Source organism: Acinetobacter sp. YH01021 (genome assembly GCF_013420255.1).
Taxonomy (GTDB): Bacteria; Pseudomonadota; Gammaproteobacteria; order Pseudomonadales; family Moraxellaceae; genus Acinetobacter.
Map to the genome: position 1 here is coordinate 33,196 of NZ_VOYO01000013.1, position 14,398 is coordinate 47,593.

At 44.2% G+C, this 14,398-nt stretch carries 16 protein-coding genes; all 16 read left to right on the forward strand.

What is annotated here, in order from left to right; all coding sequences use genetic code 11:
* Window positions 1–7: 7 nt before the first annotated feature.
* Window positions 8–481, forward strand: coding sequence for a head-tail connector protein (locus FTT86_RS16120; protein WP_257229647.1), 474 nt, complete (start codon window positions 8–10; stop codon window positions 479–481).
* Window positions 482–838: a phage head closure protein gene (locus tag FTT86_RS10450; protein WP_180181151.1), complete on the forward strand. Its 357-nt coding sequence runs from the start codon at window positions 482–484 to the stop codon at window positions 836–838.
* Entirely contained in the window at window positions 820–1,290 is a 471-nt protein-coding gene (locus FTT86_RS10455) for an HK97-gp10 family putative phage morphogenesis protein (RefSeq protein ID WP_180181152.1), read from the forward strand. Before FTT86_RS10450 ends, FTT86_RS10455 begins: the two co-directional genes overlap by 19 nt.
* Entirely contained in the window at window positions 1,287–1,661 is a 375-nt protein-coding gene (locus FTT86_RS10460; protein ID WP_180181153.1) for a DUF3168 domain-containing protein, read from the forward strand. The genes FTT86_RS10455 and FTT86_RS10460 overlap by 4 nt, the downstream gene beginning before the upstream one ends.
* Before the next feature lie 67 nt (window positions 1,662–1,728).
* Complete coding sequence (locus FTT86_RS10465) at window positions 1,729–2,211, forward strand: phage tail tube protein (protein ID WP_180181154.1); 483 nt, start codon at window positions 1,729–1,731, stop codon at window positions 2,209–2,211.
* Window positions 2,208–2,657: a hypothetical protein gene (locus FTT86_RS10470; RefSeq protein WP_180181155.1), complete on the forward strand. Its 450-nt coding sequence runs from the start codon at window positions 2,208–2,210 to the stop codon at window positions 2,655–2,657. The genes FTT86_RS10465 and FTT86_RS10470 overlap by 4 nt, the downstream gene beginning before the upstream one ends.
* Window positions 2,658–2,698: 41 nt before the next feature.
* Window positions 2,699–2,869 carry a hypothetical protein gene (locus FTT86_RS10475; RefSeq protein WP_218209071.1) on the forward strand — a complete coding sequence of 57 codons (171 nt, stop codon included), beginning with the start codon at window positions 2,699–2,701 and terminating at the stop codon, window positions 2,867–2,869.
* A gap of 64 nt (window positions 2,870–2,933) precedes the next feature.
* The gene (locus FTT86_RS10480; RefSeq protein ID WP_257229648.1) at window positions 2,934–3,587 is read left to right on the forward strand and encodes a zinc ribbon domain-containing protein; all 654 of its coding nucleotides are present in this window, start codon (window positions 2,934–2,936) and stop codon (window positions 3,585–3,587) included.
* A gap of 62 nt (window positions 3,588–3,649) precedes the next feature.
* Window positions 3,650–6,181: a hypothetical protein gene (locus tag FTT86_RS10485; RefSeq protein ID WP_180181156.1), complete on the forward strand. Its 2,532-nt coding sequence runs from the start codon at window positions 3,650–3,652 to the stop codon at window positions 6,179–6,181.
* On the forward strand, window positions 6,178–6,519 hold the full coding sequence (locus tag FTT86_RS10490) for a phage tail protein (protein ID WP_180181157.1): 342 nt from the start codon (window positions 6,178–6,180) through the stop codon (window positions 6,517–6,519). Before FTT86_RS10485 ends, FTT86_RS10490 begins: the two co-directional genes overlap by 4 nt.
* A gap of 51 nt (window positions 6,520–6,570) precedes the next feature.
* Window positions 6,571–7,491, forward strand: coding sequence for a phage tail protein (locus FTT86_RS10495; protein WP_180181158.1), 921 nt, complete (start codon window positions 6,571–6,573; stop codon window positions 7,489–7,491).
* The gene (locus FTT86_RS10500; protein ID WP_180181159.1) at window positions 7,475–8,272 is read left to right on the forward strand and encodes a phage minor tail protein L; all 798 of its coding nucleotides are present in this window, start codon (window positions 7,475–7,477) and stop codon (window positions 8,270–8,272) included. The genes FTT86_RS10495 and FTT86_RS10500 overlap by 17 nt, the downstream gene beginning before the upstream one ends.
* Window positions 8,272–9,021: a C40 family peptidase gene (locus FTT86_RS10505; RefSeq protein ID WP_180181183.1), complete on the forward strand. Its 750-nt coding sequence runs from the start codon at window positions 8,272–8,274 to the stop codon at window positions 9,019–9,021. Before FTT86_RS10500 ends, FTT86_RS10505 begins: the two co-directional genes overlap by 1 nt.
* A complete protein-coding gene (locus FTT86_RS10510) occupies window positions 9,005–9,580 on the forward strand; it encodes a tail assembly protein (RefSeq protein WP_180181160.1) in 576 nt (191 codons plus the stop codon). The genes FTT86_RS10505 and FTT86_RS10510 overlap by 17 nt, the downstream gene beginning before the upstream one ends.
* Before the next feature lie 54 nt (window positions 9,581–9,634).
* Entirely contained in the window at window positions 9,635–13,834 is a 4,200-nt protein-coding gene (locus tag FTT86_RS10515) for a host specificity protein J (RefSeq protein ID WP_257229649.1), read from the forward strand.
* Entirely contained in the window at window positions 13,834–14,382 is a 549-nt protein-coding gene (locus FTT86_RS10520) for a DUF4376 domain-containing protein (RefSeq protein WP_180181184.1), read from the forward strand. Before FTT86_RS10515 ends, FTT86_RS10520 begins: the two co-directional genes overlap by 1 nt.
* Window positions 14,383–14,398 lie beyond the last annotated feature (16 nt).

A 14,398-nucleotide genomic window follows, 5' to 3' on the forward strand; every position in this document is an offset into this window, starting at 1 on the left:
TCATATCATGCCAGTTATTAACATTGAAAAAGCTATGGTTCATTTGCGAGTAGATGAAGATACTGGCGGTGATGTCCTGGCTAAGTTGAATTCGGCAGAAGATAAAGCGGCTCAATATTTGAACCGCTTTTTTTATGCCACTTCAGCTGTATGGACAGAGGCGATTTCTCTCACTTTGGACCAGCTCAATTATGAGCTTGTAAAATACAAAGAGAGTTGCGATGCAGCTAATCTGGTTACAGATCCAGTCTCAAGAAATATGCTGTTATCTGCGGCTGAAAACCTTAAAAAAGAAGCTCAGCGCAATACCAAAATGGCCATGCAGGGCATTGTTATCAATCCATCTATTGAAGCTGCTGTTTTATTGATCTTAGGTAGTCTTTATGAAAATCGAGAAGATGAAACCAGTACCACGATAAATGAGTTGCCAAAAGGCGCTTTGTGGTTGCTCGATCCATACCGTTTAGATCTGGGGGTATAGATGAGAGCAGGTCCTTTAAGACATCGCATCCGTATTGAAGCCTTTACCGAAACCCAAGACAAAACCACAGGTCGTATTACTCAAGCCTGGACAGAGTTTTGTACAGTCTGGGGAAAGCATGAGGCCTTATCTACACGCGACCAGCTGCAAGCTCAGACCATTGATTCGAGCATGACTGCACGTTGTCGCATTCGTTACAGTTCAAAAGCAAGTCAGATTGATTCAGCCATGCGTCTATATTTCCGGGATAAGTACTGGAAGATTGACGGTGATCCGGTGCCAGATAATGAAAGTGGTCTTGAGTGGTTGACGCTCAACCTTGCAGAAGGTGAATCAGAATGGCAGCAGTCGAGTTAAATATTGAAGGCTTGGATGAGCTGAATAAAAAACTCAAGCAACTTTCAAATCCTAAAAAAGCCAAGCAAATTGCACGAAAAGCCGGGCGCCAAGCGATGAATCTTGTTCGCGATGCTGCACGTAGCAATGCAAAGGCAATTGATGATCCTGAAACACGGGAAAAGATTCATAAGAATATTGTGACCCAAGGTGGTAAGAGCCGTAATCCTAATGAGATTAAGATTCGAGTGGGGGTGAAAGGTGGAGCAGGTCGGAATCAATACTCTGTCAGCACGGCTGGCTTAAGTGGTGGAGATACTCGGCACTTTAGATTTATTGAGTTTGGTACCAGCAAGATTCCAGCCACTCCATTTTTAAGACCTGCTTTAGCTAATAATGTTGATAAGGTCACAACCAAGTTTGTCCAGGTATTTGATGCTGAAATCACCAAAGCATTACGTGAGGCTATATGACAGCACCTATTTTCCCATTACTTAATGCGAGTGATGAAGTTAAGTCTTATCTGAAATCTGGCGGGATTTTACGTGCATTTGAATTTGGTCTTGCACCAGATAAACCAAAGCCGCCGTACCTGGTATGGCAGGATATATCTGGTATTCCGCAAAATCATTTAGATTGCCCGGCAAACATCGATCATGTGACGATCCAAGTTGATATTTATACGACGAATGCGGATGACCTGCGAAATATTCGTGAAGCGGTTCGTAGAGCTTTTGAGGCTGATAACTCTTGCACTGTAACTGGTCTGCGAGGTAATGAGCGTGATCCAGACAGCAAGATGTATCGAACCGGTTTCGATTCAAACTGGTTTGTAGATCGATAAAAAGAATTTTCCACATAGCACCCAACCGGGTGCTTTTTTTATGCCTAAAATTGAGGAGTAGCTACTCATGGCGAAGAAAGGTGTTTTATCTCAGGGTACGCATGTATGGATTTTACATGGCGATACTCCAACACTCACAAAAATGGATTGCGTTAAAGCCTTAGCGCTTGGTGATGACAGTACCACAGAAATCAATACAACTTGCCTGGAAGAAGAAACCACAGCAACATCGGACTGGGGCTTAACCACACCGGGTGAAGGCTCAATTCAAATTGATACCGATCCTAAAAATGCAACTCACATGACTTTACTGCAGTTGGCTGCTGAGCGTGCAGAAGTTGGTGTGTATGTGGGCTGGTCTGATGGTGATGCACCTCCTGAAATTACCGGCAGTGCTGTGACTCTTCCAGAAGATCGCACATGGTCATATTTCCGTGCAATTCTACGTAAAGGCTCTCCGGTGTTTGATGCTGATTCTTTGGTAAACCATACTGTGCCAATGAAACGCCAGACTGAAGTACTGGATGTATTTAAGGTGGCTACACCATGAAAAAATTAAACACATCTGCACTTCTTGCGCTCTCGAGCACAGCCTTATCCGACCTATCCCCAAAGTCTTCTAAATTCATTATTAATGATGAGGAGTTTGAAGTAGATATTTTGGTTAAAGCATTAAGTTACGATGAAGTGACGAATATGTTTAAAGGTGAAGATCCTGAAAAAATCACTGTCGCGGATGTTGTGAAGCGACGGGTTTTACTTACAGTCTTTAATGCTGATACGAAGAAGCCACTGTGCTCTACGATTGAAGAAGTTGGAAATCTTCACCCAGCCATCATTGGTGCAATTCATGATGCTTCGAATGAAGTGAATGATTTTTTGGGAAAGAACAAATTGAAGTTGAAGAGCACGAGCTCTGGTGTGAACTCGTCCTCAACGGAATCGGTGGAAGAACCATCGAGCAAGCCAAAAAGAAAGTCACCCCAAAAGAATTAAGGGTCTGGCAGGCATATCGCAATAAGTACGGCTCATTTAATTTGGGTCGTCGCATAGAGCAGGGTGCGGGTAATCTATACGCGCTTTATTTCAATGGCAAGGTCGAAGAAGACAAGCGTGTTGATGCTCGTATCTTTATGCCGCATGAAACAATTCCAGAGCTAACTTTTGAAGAACAGCGCATGCAAGCCATTAAGAAGAAATCAGGTTAGCTTGGTTTCTTTTTCACCTAATAATTAGTATCTTGTCCTGAATAATTAATATTCGGGGTGAGTTATGGCTATAAAGCCTTGCAAGGAATGCGGTGCGCCGGTAAGTGATAAGGCTGAAAGTTGCCCGATGTGTGGAGCAAAACAACCAAAAGCAACCAGTGTTTTGACTTGGGTCTGTGTGGGTATTTTGGGGTTGGCTGCCATAATTTGGATGTATTCCGATAAGACACCTAGTGCATCATCAGGGGGAGTTTCGACAACTCAGGCAGCGGAATCGGAAAATGTAAAACCAAAAAATTGGCAATATAAAACCACTAAAGATGATATGCGTGGTACCACGACAAACTTCGCAACCACAGTCAGCACCAACACAGTGAATTTTGATTTTCCCTATAATGGTGGGTCGAAGTTATTGTTAACACTAAGAGAAACTGGCAATCAAAAAGATGTAATAGTGACTATCTCTAAAGGTCAAATTTTATGTGGTATCCGAGGTTGTGATCTATCTTTTAAATTTGATGATGGCGCAGTCCAGTCAATCACAATGTCTGAGCCTGATAATCACTCATCTGAGGCATTGTTTGTGATGTACGATAAAACAGAAGATAAGATTATCAACCAGATAAAGAGTTCAAAAAAGCTGATAGTTGAGGTTCCATTTTACCGAGAGGGTAAAAAGCAATTTGCATTTGATGTGAGTGGCTTGGAATGGAATTAATGTTCTAAAAGATAAACAGCAAAGCGTCCGAAAGGGCGCTTTTTTATTACCTAGAGGTTTGTATGAGCACCAAGTTAGGAACCTTAACACTTGATCTGGTTACCAGAACTGCTGGCTTTACCGCGCCAATTAAAACGGCAGAAAAACAAACCGTAACCAGTTTTGACGCTATGAAAAAAAGTGCACTAACTTATGGTGCAATAGCTGTCTCAGGCGCTGCGGCTGTAGGCGCTGGCGTGTTGGCAATGGCAAATGAATATGCAAATGCTGCCCGTGAACTACAGACTTTTGCTTCCATCTCAAATACGACAACACAAGAATTTCAGAGAATGGCTGTGGGCGCTGAGACCATGGGTATCAGCTCGGAAAAGTTATCTGACCAGTTAAAGGACTTTAATGAAAAGTTAGGTGAGTTCATTACGATTGGCTCTGGTGGTGCGGTTGATTTCTTTGAGCAGATCGCGATTAAAACAGAGGGTTCAGCGGAGGCTGCAAGAAAGTTAGCGCTTGAGATGCAGAATCTTTCTGGCCCTAAAGCACTGCAGCTCTATGTAGATAAACTTGAAGAAGCAGGCGTTACTCAGCAACAAATGTCTTTCTACTTGGAAAGTATGGCATCTGATACAACCAACCTTATCCCTCTCTTAAGAGATGGTGGTAAAGGTTTCGAGTATTGGGCTGATGCTGCTGAACGTGCTGGTGTAATCATGGATGAGCACGCCATAGAAAAAGCAAATGAGCTTCGTGTTCAAATGGATTTGCTTAATCTTCAGGTGCAGGGCGTTAAAAATCAATTTATTCAAGGCTTGATGCCTGCACTTGTGTCGGTTGGCGACGGTCTTTCTGATGCTACACTGCAAACCAACTTAATGTCGGATGCTGGTGAAACACTCGGTGAGGTGTTCAAGGGTGTCGCAGCAACAGGAATGGGTGTTTACGCGGTTGTGAAGATGCTCACAAATAGCATCGCTGGCCTTGCTGCTCAGGCTGCACAATCAAAACAGATGGTTGATAAGGCCGCCGAAGGTGGAAGTTTTTTTGATAAGTTGCCGGGTGTTAAAATTACCAAGGCATTTATTTTGGGTGCCACAAATGCCCAAGTGAATAAAAGTAGCCCTGTCCAAATGGCTGCTCAAGATAATGCTCAGGTTGCCGATGATGTAGCGAACTCTATTAACCGTATTTATAACGATGCTGTTAATCAGTCCGTTTCTGCTATGGCAAAAATCCAAAACAGTCAGGCTGGTGTAACAAAAGGCTCGGATGAGTGGATTAAAAAACAAAACGAAGCAGCCAAAGCCACCAAGGAAAACAATAAGGCTCAGCAAGAATTAAACAGGCTACTTGAAGAGCAAGCCCGAGCGCGTGATTCAATTTCCTACGATTACATGGATGACTTTGCAAAATTCGCTGTTGATCTTAAGCGCGAACTTGAGGAAATCCAAAAAGCTAATTTTGGGTCACAAGAATCTGAATACATAGCTAAAGCAAAAGCCCGCTATGAATATGAGGAGGAGATGTATCTTCGCCAGATCACTGAGGAGATTAATACCTTTAAGTGGTCTGAAGAGCAGAAGCTTGATTATTTTTATGAGACTCAGCGAATTATTGTAAATGAGTCTGGCAAATATAATGATGAGCTTAAGCAATTAAAACTCAAGGCGCTTGATGAGCAATATGCTATCGAACTTCAAAAAGCTCATTTCCATGCTCAAAACGTACAACAAACCATGCGAGAAAGCATTAAAGGCCTTTCGTATGGTGTTGATGAAATCTTTGCTCAAGCAACCATGTCACCGCAAGATTATGCAAAATGGTCTTTGGAGAATGACCGATCTAATGCTCAGGCTGGTCTTAAAAATCAGCGTGTAGGTGTTGAGCAGGACATCATGACAAGTGATGCTTATTCGACTGACGATGAGCGTTATGCGGCATTGTTAGAGGCACACCAAGAGTATCGTGATGGTATGGCTGCCATTGATGTTGATTATCATGAAAGAGTAAAGGATTTAGAAGTCCAAAATTATGAGGACAAGCTAGAGGTCTACGGAATGCTTCTCTCGCAAGCCGGAACTGTTTGGGGATCTATGACTCAAATGGTCAAGGACAGTGCGGGAGAGCAATCAGGTGCTTATAAGGCCATGTTCTTAATGCAGCAAGCAATTGCGATTGGTCAGGCTATTATTAGCACAGAGTTGGCTGCAACAAGAGCGCTAGAGCTTGGCCCAATTCTGGGTATTCCAGCATCTACTTTGGTTCGCGGTATGGGCTATGCATCAGTCGGCCTAATCGCCGGTCAAACCATCGCAGGCATGGCCCACGACGGCATCGACAATATCCCGAAAGAAGGCACATGGCTTTTGGATAAAGGTGAACGTGTTGTTGATAGTCGGACCAATGCTGACTTGAAAGGCATGATTGCTAATCAGAAGAATGGTGGTGGCAACGTAGAAATTAATGTGCATGTCACCGACTCGGGCGTAACAACACAATCTAACCAGTCGGATCAAAAGCAACTCGGCCAAATGATTGGTAATGCTGTCCGCACTATCATTCGCCAAGAACAACGCCAAGGAGGCCTGTTATCTAAATGAGCAACGAAAAATTCACCTGGTGCAATGACCTAGATGGCAACTCCCAAACCTCAAGCTTTAAAGTGCTTCAGTCTAGTTTTGGAGATGGATATACACAGCGAACAAGTGTGGGGATTAACAATCGGTCAGGCACATGGGCATACAAAAGGACTGGCAAGAAGGCTTTGATACAAGAGATCAAGGCCTTTTTTGATGCGCACAAGGGATCTGATTCTTTCCTTTGGGATTCGCCTTTAGATGGTGAGGTGCGGGTGGTGGCAGGGGATTATATGCCGATCAGTTTAGGCGGTGGTATGTGGTCCATCTCCACTACATTCACCCAAGACTTTAAACCTTAACTTCAATCAATTTTATGCCCTCAATCGAGGGCTTTTTTGTGGGCGTAAATTATGGCGATTCAAAATATTGTAATTGGCACACCGGGTGCGGGCGGTGGTGATCCGGCTTATGCGGCCTTCACTAAAATAAATCAGAACTTTCAACCCGCTAACCTAAAAACACATTTAGGTCTTGATAAATTTTCACAGAATCCTGGATTAAATACGGCAGTTGGTGCGCCAAATGTAGATGCTGCAATTGTTATTTCAGATACGGGTTGGGGGGTGTATGAGGGAAATGTTCCTGGGTTTTCCCGTGCGCTTAATATTGCGGATGGTGGGACTGGAGCAGAAACGGCAGCGCAGGCAAGGATAAATCTCGGCTTGGATCGGTTTTTCCAACAAGGTACGTATAACACTTTTATAATGTCGCCAAACAAAGATTTATACATTAATTTAGTAAATGATAGTGTCTCACTATACAAAGTAAGCACAAATACTAGCTACGCTGTAAGAACTGGTTTAAACACTATGGTGGATGGCAACGGCTTCATTAAAGCAGCGTCTCCCATCGTTAAACTATTTGCAGATAAAATCGAACTCAACGATGAAGCGCAATTGCAAGAAATTGTGTTTGAAAAATTGAGTGTTGGTGACTACTTAATCAAAGGCTCATCAGGTTTCGCGCAAGAGGGTTGGTATATTGAAACTCCAAAAGATGCAAACGGTAATGTGCTGTTTTCAGTGATTTACACAGCATTAGAAAATGGCGATATTTCAGTAAAAACTTATAAGAAAAAGTTTGATTTTGAAACAGTCTCTATTGTCGCTGATCTTGATAATCCGGTGGATATTACAGAAGGCCGCTGGATTGACTTGCGTTTGCAAGAACTTCCGCAGCCTGAATCAATTACACCACCAGAGTTTCAACCTACAGGTTTAGCCCAAGCAGTTGCTACGGTGATGGAGTCCTACCATGACCCTGAACAGTGATTTTCAAAAGCTGTATATTGACGGTCTGATTACATTGTTTGAACTGGATGCCCGCGCTTTAGGTGCAGGCATTTTGCGTTTTCATGGCCATATTTCTTATGAAGATTGGGAGCGCATTCTTTCAACAACGGATGGATTCTGGACTGCTGACGATACAAGCATCGGAGTGAAGCCTTGGGAAGTTAGTGATACCAAAAAGACATGGTATCGAAACATCATCTGGCAAGGTGAAACTTTTGAACCAATGGCGCTTGAAGTGTCTGGTCTAGAAATGCGCTCAGATGGTAAAGCTTCAGCTCCGACATTCAGTATGGCAAACAACACTGGCGGCATTCAAGGCGCTGTGTCTGCGTACTGCTTACAGTTTGGTGACTTCGCAGGCGCAAAGCTCAAAGTCATTACCACACTCGCCAAGTATCTTGACGCTGAAAATTTTAGCAATGGTAATTCGACTGCATCAAACGAAGCAAAAGAGCAGCTCTGGTATATCGAGCAAAAGACTTCCGAAAATGCACAGGCCGTTACTTTTGAGCTATCAAACCCGATTGACTTTGAAGGCCTGAAAATACCGGTCCGGCAGATTTCTAATTACTGCCACTGGTGCGCGATGGGCAATTATCGTGGCGAAGAATGTCAGTACACAGGCGCGGCAATGTTTACTGAAAAAGACGAGCCAACGGATAACCCTGCATTAGATCGCTGCTCTGGCCGACTGTCTTCGTGCCGTATTCGTAATAATGAAATCCGCTTTGGTGGCTTTCCAGCATCGAGTTTAATGTGATGAAACTAACCGCAAAACTTAAAAAAGCAATACAGGCGCATGCTGCTGAAGTATATCCAGATGAATGCTGCGGTGTGATTGTGAATAAAGAATATATTCCATGCCGCAACGCATCCGAAGATAAAAGCCAGTTTGAAATTCATCACGAGGATTTAGCCAAAGCTGAAGATCTGGGTGAGATTCAAGCCTATGTGCATTCACACCCAAATGCTTCTGCGCGTGCATCTGAGATCGATTTAATCCAGATTGAATTGCATGAAAAACCTTGGATAATTTGCGCCTATCCTGATCTTGAGTTTCAGGTGTATGAGCCTTGTGGCTATCGTGCACCTTTAGTCGGTCGTAATTATATTCACGGCATTCAGGATTGCTTTACCATTGTCCGTGATTTTTATCAGCGCGAGTTTGGCATCAGCATTCCTAATTATGAGCGTCAAGATTTATGGTGGGAGTCTAAGGACAGCCCTTCGCTTTATCTTGATAACTTTGAGAAAGAAGGCTTTGTTGAAGTGGATCAGCCTGAATATGGTGATGTCTTGTTATGTCGAGTCGGACGCACCGAGCATGTCAATCATGCGGCAATTTGGTTGGGTGACAATGGCATGCTCAAATCTGAGCAGACCGAGCCATGCATCGGTTCGGCTTTAATCTTACATCATCCTTATGGCCGTAAATCTGTGCGTGAAATCTTTGGTCCACAGTGGCAGGAACGAGTAGTAAAGGTGGTTCGATATGCTCAAAACAATTAAGTTGTACGGCATTCTAGCCAAGCGTTTCGGCAAAGAATTTCGGCTCGAAGTTGAAAGCACACGCGAAGCCATGCGGGCTTTATGTGTGCAAATCCCTGGCTTTGAGCATTTCATGCTGCATGCACATGAGCAAGGCTTGGAGTTTGCCGTTTTTCAGGATAAGCAAAATATTTCTGAAACCGAACTCGACATGAGCACCAGTGCCAAGGTGATTAAGGTTGTTCCGAAAGTAAAGGGCGCGGGCGGTGCAGTTCAAACCATTATCGGTGCTGTGCTGGTAGTGGTTGGGGCTGTCATGGTTTTTACTGGTGTTGGTGCGCCTATTGGTATGGCATTGATTGGTGCAGGTGTGGGCATGATGGTTGGTGGTATTGCCATGATGCTAATGCCCAAGATTGAAAATCAGGATCAAAACCAAGATGGCAACAAGGCCAATAAAGGCTTTGGTGGTGCAGTCACCACGGTTGCGCAAGGCAATCCAGCACCAGTGCTTTATGGTCAGCGTGAAGTCGGTGGCTTTATCGCAAGTGCTGGACAATATCCTGAAGATCTAATGTAAATAATAGGAATATACAGGCGCATAGAGCGCCTTTTTTATTGTCTAAGGATAAGTATGAACGCAGTAATTAAAGGCGCAAAAGCAGGGCAAGGCAAATCAAGACAACCAGTGATTGCACCCGATTCAGCACAATCCAAAACCTATATCAAGATTCTTTATGGCTTGTCTGAAGGTGAGGTCGAGGGTCTAGCCAATGGTCTGCAATCGGTTTATCTAGAAGAAACTCCACTACAAAACCCAACGGGTGGCTGGAACCTTGAAGATGTTCAGGCTGACTTCCGTCACGGCACGAATGACCAGACTCATATCGAAGGATTTCCAGATATCTCCTCTGAAACTGCAATCAATGTTGAATTAAAGTCTGATTCACCTTGGGTTCGCTCACTTACCAATACTGATCTGGATGCAATCCGTTTGCGCTTTAAGTGGGGGCCATTGCGTCAGCAGAATGCTGATAATGGCGATGTAAAGGGTATCGTCATTCAATATGCGATTGATCTACAAACGGATGGCGGCACATGGACTGAGGTTTTAAATACTCAAATCGCTGATAAAACTTCCGCAAACTATGAGCGCTCACACCGGATTGATTTACCAAAGGCTGATACCGGCTGGACGATCCGTGTCCGCAGAATCACACCGAACTCAACATCAGAATATATCAGTGACAAGATGTATGTGGATGCGCTGACTGAGGTCATTGATCTAAAACTCAGTTACCCAAACACCGCAATGCTTGGTCTGCAATATGATGCAGAAACATTCTCAAACGTCGCAAAAGTCGCAATTGATTTAAAAGGCATCAAGCTTCAGGTTCCATCAAACTATGATCCTGTTACGCGAACTTATACTGGCATGTGGGATGGTACATTTAAACGCGCCTATACCAATAACCCGGCATGGATTTATTACGATATCTGCACCGCAAAACGCTATGCTCTGGGTGATCGATTAACGTCTGCAATGCTGGACAAGTGGTCTTTGTATCGCTTGGCGCAATATTGTGATCAGCTTGTAGATGACGGCAAAGGCGGTCAGGAGCCGCGTTTTACCTGCAACGTGTATCTGCAATCAACCGAAGATGCTTATACAATTTTAAGCAAGTTGGCCGGTGTATTCCGTGCGATTTCATATTGGGATGGCAATTCAATTGTCTGTGATGCCGATATTCCACAGGACACTTATTTTACTTACACACGCGCCAACGTCATTGATGGTTTGTTTGAGTATTCAGGCACCCGTGCGCGTGATCGACATACCGTTGCAAAAGTGGCTTGGGATAATCCTGCAAATCACTACAAGACCGAATATGTCTATGTACGTGATGAAGCAGCTATTGCAAAGCTCGGTGTGCGTATTGCTGAAATTGATGCTTGGGGTTGTACGAGTGAGGGTCAGGCACAGCGTGCAGGTCTTTGGGCGTTAAAGTCTGAACAATTAGAAACCCGGACTGTATCTTTTAAAGTTGGTTTGGATGGTTATATTCCACAGCCGGGCCGCGTGATTGAAATCGCAGATGAACTGTTTGCAGGTCGTGCCAATGGTGGTCGTATTTCTGCTGTGAGTGCCGACCGTAAAATTATCACTTTAGATCGTGACGATGTGGTATGCCGTGCGGGTGATCGACTGGTTGTAAACGGTGAAAACGGAAAAGCACAAGCTCGAATCGTATCGTCCGTAAGTGGTCGCAATATCACAGTTACAGTGGCGTTTGACTCTGTTGCAGCGGAAAATGTCTGGGTCGTTGATGCGCAAGATTTAAAAACCATGAAGTTCCGCGTCATGAGTATCACTCAGGATGAGAAACATCAGTTTTCAATTACCGGCCTTCAATATGAATCAGCCAAATACGATGCAATCGATTTTGGCGCATTCATTGATGAGCGCCCAATTTCAATCATTAATCCAACTGTTCAGGCACCAGTCGAGTCTGTATCAATCACTTCTGAAACTATGGTGCAACAAGGTCTTGCAGTGGAAACCATGGTTATCTCATGGCCACAGGCACAAGGTGCAACCAAGTACCAGGTGGAATGGCGAAAGGATGATGGCACCTGGATTAAGTTGCCGATTACCGGAAACAACTCAGCTGAAGTTCAGGGCATTTATGCGGGTAATTACGAAGCGCGTGTGACAGCAATTTCAGCCTTTGATATTGCATCCCTGCCAACATACTCAATTCTGACTGCGCTGACCGGAAAACAAGGCTTGCCGCCTGCTTTGGCAAATCTATCAGCCACCGGCATTCTGTTCGGTTATCGCCTGAACTGGTCTTTCCCTGCGGTTGGTGCGCTTGATACTGCGTATACGGAAATTGAGATTTCTAGCACAGCCAACGGTGCCAATGCTGCGCAGCTTGGTTTATTTGCCTACCCAACAGACACACATGAACTTCAAGGCATGCAGCCAAATCTGACCCGCTGGTTCCGTGGGCGCTTGATTGATCGAATCGGGAATATCGGCCCGTGGTCTGCACGTGTAAGTGCAACAACATCGGCTGATGCTTCTGCTGTGCTTGATATTTTGTCGGGAAAAATCACCGAAACTCAGCTACATCAGGACCTACAAACCAAGATTGATAAGATCGACACGATTGCTGGTCTTGATGGTGATATTGGCAATTTGATTGACAATATCACAGCAGTACAGACTCAGGCAGACCAGCTGAATACAGCTTTAAATCAGGAGACCCAGCAACGGATTTCAGCAGTACAGGACTTGAATGATGGTCTAACTCAGGAGATTGAAGATCGTCAAAGTGGTGATACTGCCAATTTAAACGCCTTGAACAACTACAAGAGTAGCAATGATCAGGCGCTTGCCAATGTTCAACAGCAGGTGAGTACAGCAGTCACAGCAACATCTGCAAATACGCAGGCTGTTCAAGCGCTGGATAGTCGTGTAACTACAGCAGCGAGTGACGCAAGTGCTGCAAAAACCAATGCAGCCACTGCATTAAACAAGGCTGAGACTGCAACGACTCAGGCTGGATCAGCAGCAAGTTTAGCTAGTCAGGCCAGTGCAATTGCAAATCAGGCAGCCGATACAGCAGATACAGCAAATCAAACTGCTGCAACTGCTTTATCTACTGCGAATGTTGCTGCAACTCAATCAGGTGCCAATGCAACACGACTTGATGCGATTACTCTGGAGTTGGGTAATAAGGCCAGCACTGGCGCATTGTCTCAAACCGATGCCAAAGTGGCTGAACATGAAGGGAAGATCAGCGCGAATACCACAAAACTCAATGGTGTTTACGCTCGAGTAAATCCATTAACTGCCGATGGTTTGTGGACTGTCGATAGCACATTAACCGAGGCCACTGCGTGGGATTTATATTCTGCTCAGATTCTTGGTGATCAGGCTATTGCTGAGCGTGTTTCTCAAGTTCAAACCCAGACGAATGGTAATACAGCCACAGTTCGAGAGGTCAGCCAATCAGTAAACGGTCTTTATGCGCAGAAGTACATCAAGATCGATGTGAATGGGAAGGTCGCTGGATGGGGTGGCGCTAACGATGGTAAAGAGTCTAATTTCATTCTGAACTTTGATTCTTTCGCGATTGGTTCTGGTGATAGCACAGGTTATTACCCATTCATTTTCCGCAGCACACCTTACACCGACCCGAACACAGGCACAGTTTTCCCTGTCGGTGCTTACTTGAAAACTGCGTTTATGGATTATCAATCTGTCAAAACTTCGCATATTGAAGATTTGGCAGTTAAGACAGCGAAGATTGATAACGCTGCAATCACTACTGCAAAAATTGATGCTTTAGCAGTGACTACTGCAAAAATCGATAACGCTGCGATTACTAATGCGAAGATTGGTGATCTTCAAGTAGATACCCTAAAGATTGCAGACAACGCTGTAACTGTTTCTGTGTCAGCAAATAACTCAGAATCACTCTCCATATCCACCAAAGGGGGTAAGGTTCGTGTTGATATCGGAATTAAGTACGGTACAGCACCAGCTCTTAACGAAGGAGCACATGTATGGCGTGTTGAGTTATATAGAGGCAACACCCTTATATACAAAAATGAGAATATGCCTTTTCATTTATACGCAGTAACAAACTATAGAAGTTGGGTTCATTACAACTCTAGCTTACCTCCTGTTGTAGACCACCCACCGGAAGGGGTGCATACGTATACAGTTAAGTTGTTTGGCCCTAATGGACAAGTAACTCCTTATAAAGGGGAGTATTGGTATGGGTATGAATGTTCAATTTCTTTAATGGAGGTTAAAAAATGATTAGGGTTATTATAGGTAAATGGGGGGAGGTCTTAACTACTTTAAATGGCGATAAAGAATTGGTTGATTTAAATACCCCTAAAGGTGCTATGTATGTGGATGGCGTGGCGCCTGTAAGCGAGAGGGACTACTGGGACGGTAAAAGGTTTATTTCTATTGGGGAGGCACCATCCCCAAATCATAAATTTAATTATGCCCTAGAGAAGTGGATTGATCCGCGCACCCTAGACGAAATCAAGGCCCAGAAATGGGCTGAGATTAAATCTGGGCGCGATCAACTTGAATTTGGTGGTTTTGAATTTAAGGGCAATACTTATGATTCAGATCAGGTTTCTCAAGGTCGGATTATGGGTGCAGCGGTTGCAGGCGTAGATCAAATTTGGACGCTGGCTGACAACACAACAGTCGAGTTAAGTGCATCACAGTTGCAACAACTCTATGCAGCATTGCAAGCCCACATTGCAAGCGTTCACGAAAGAGGGCGCATTACAAGACAACTAATCTTTGAGGCTGAAACCAAAGATCAGGTCGAAGCAATTAATTTATAGCACCTTCGGGTGCTTT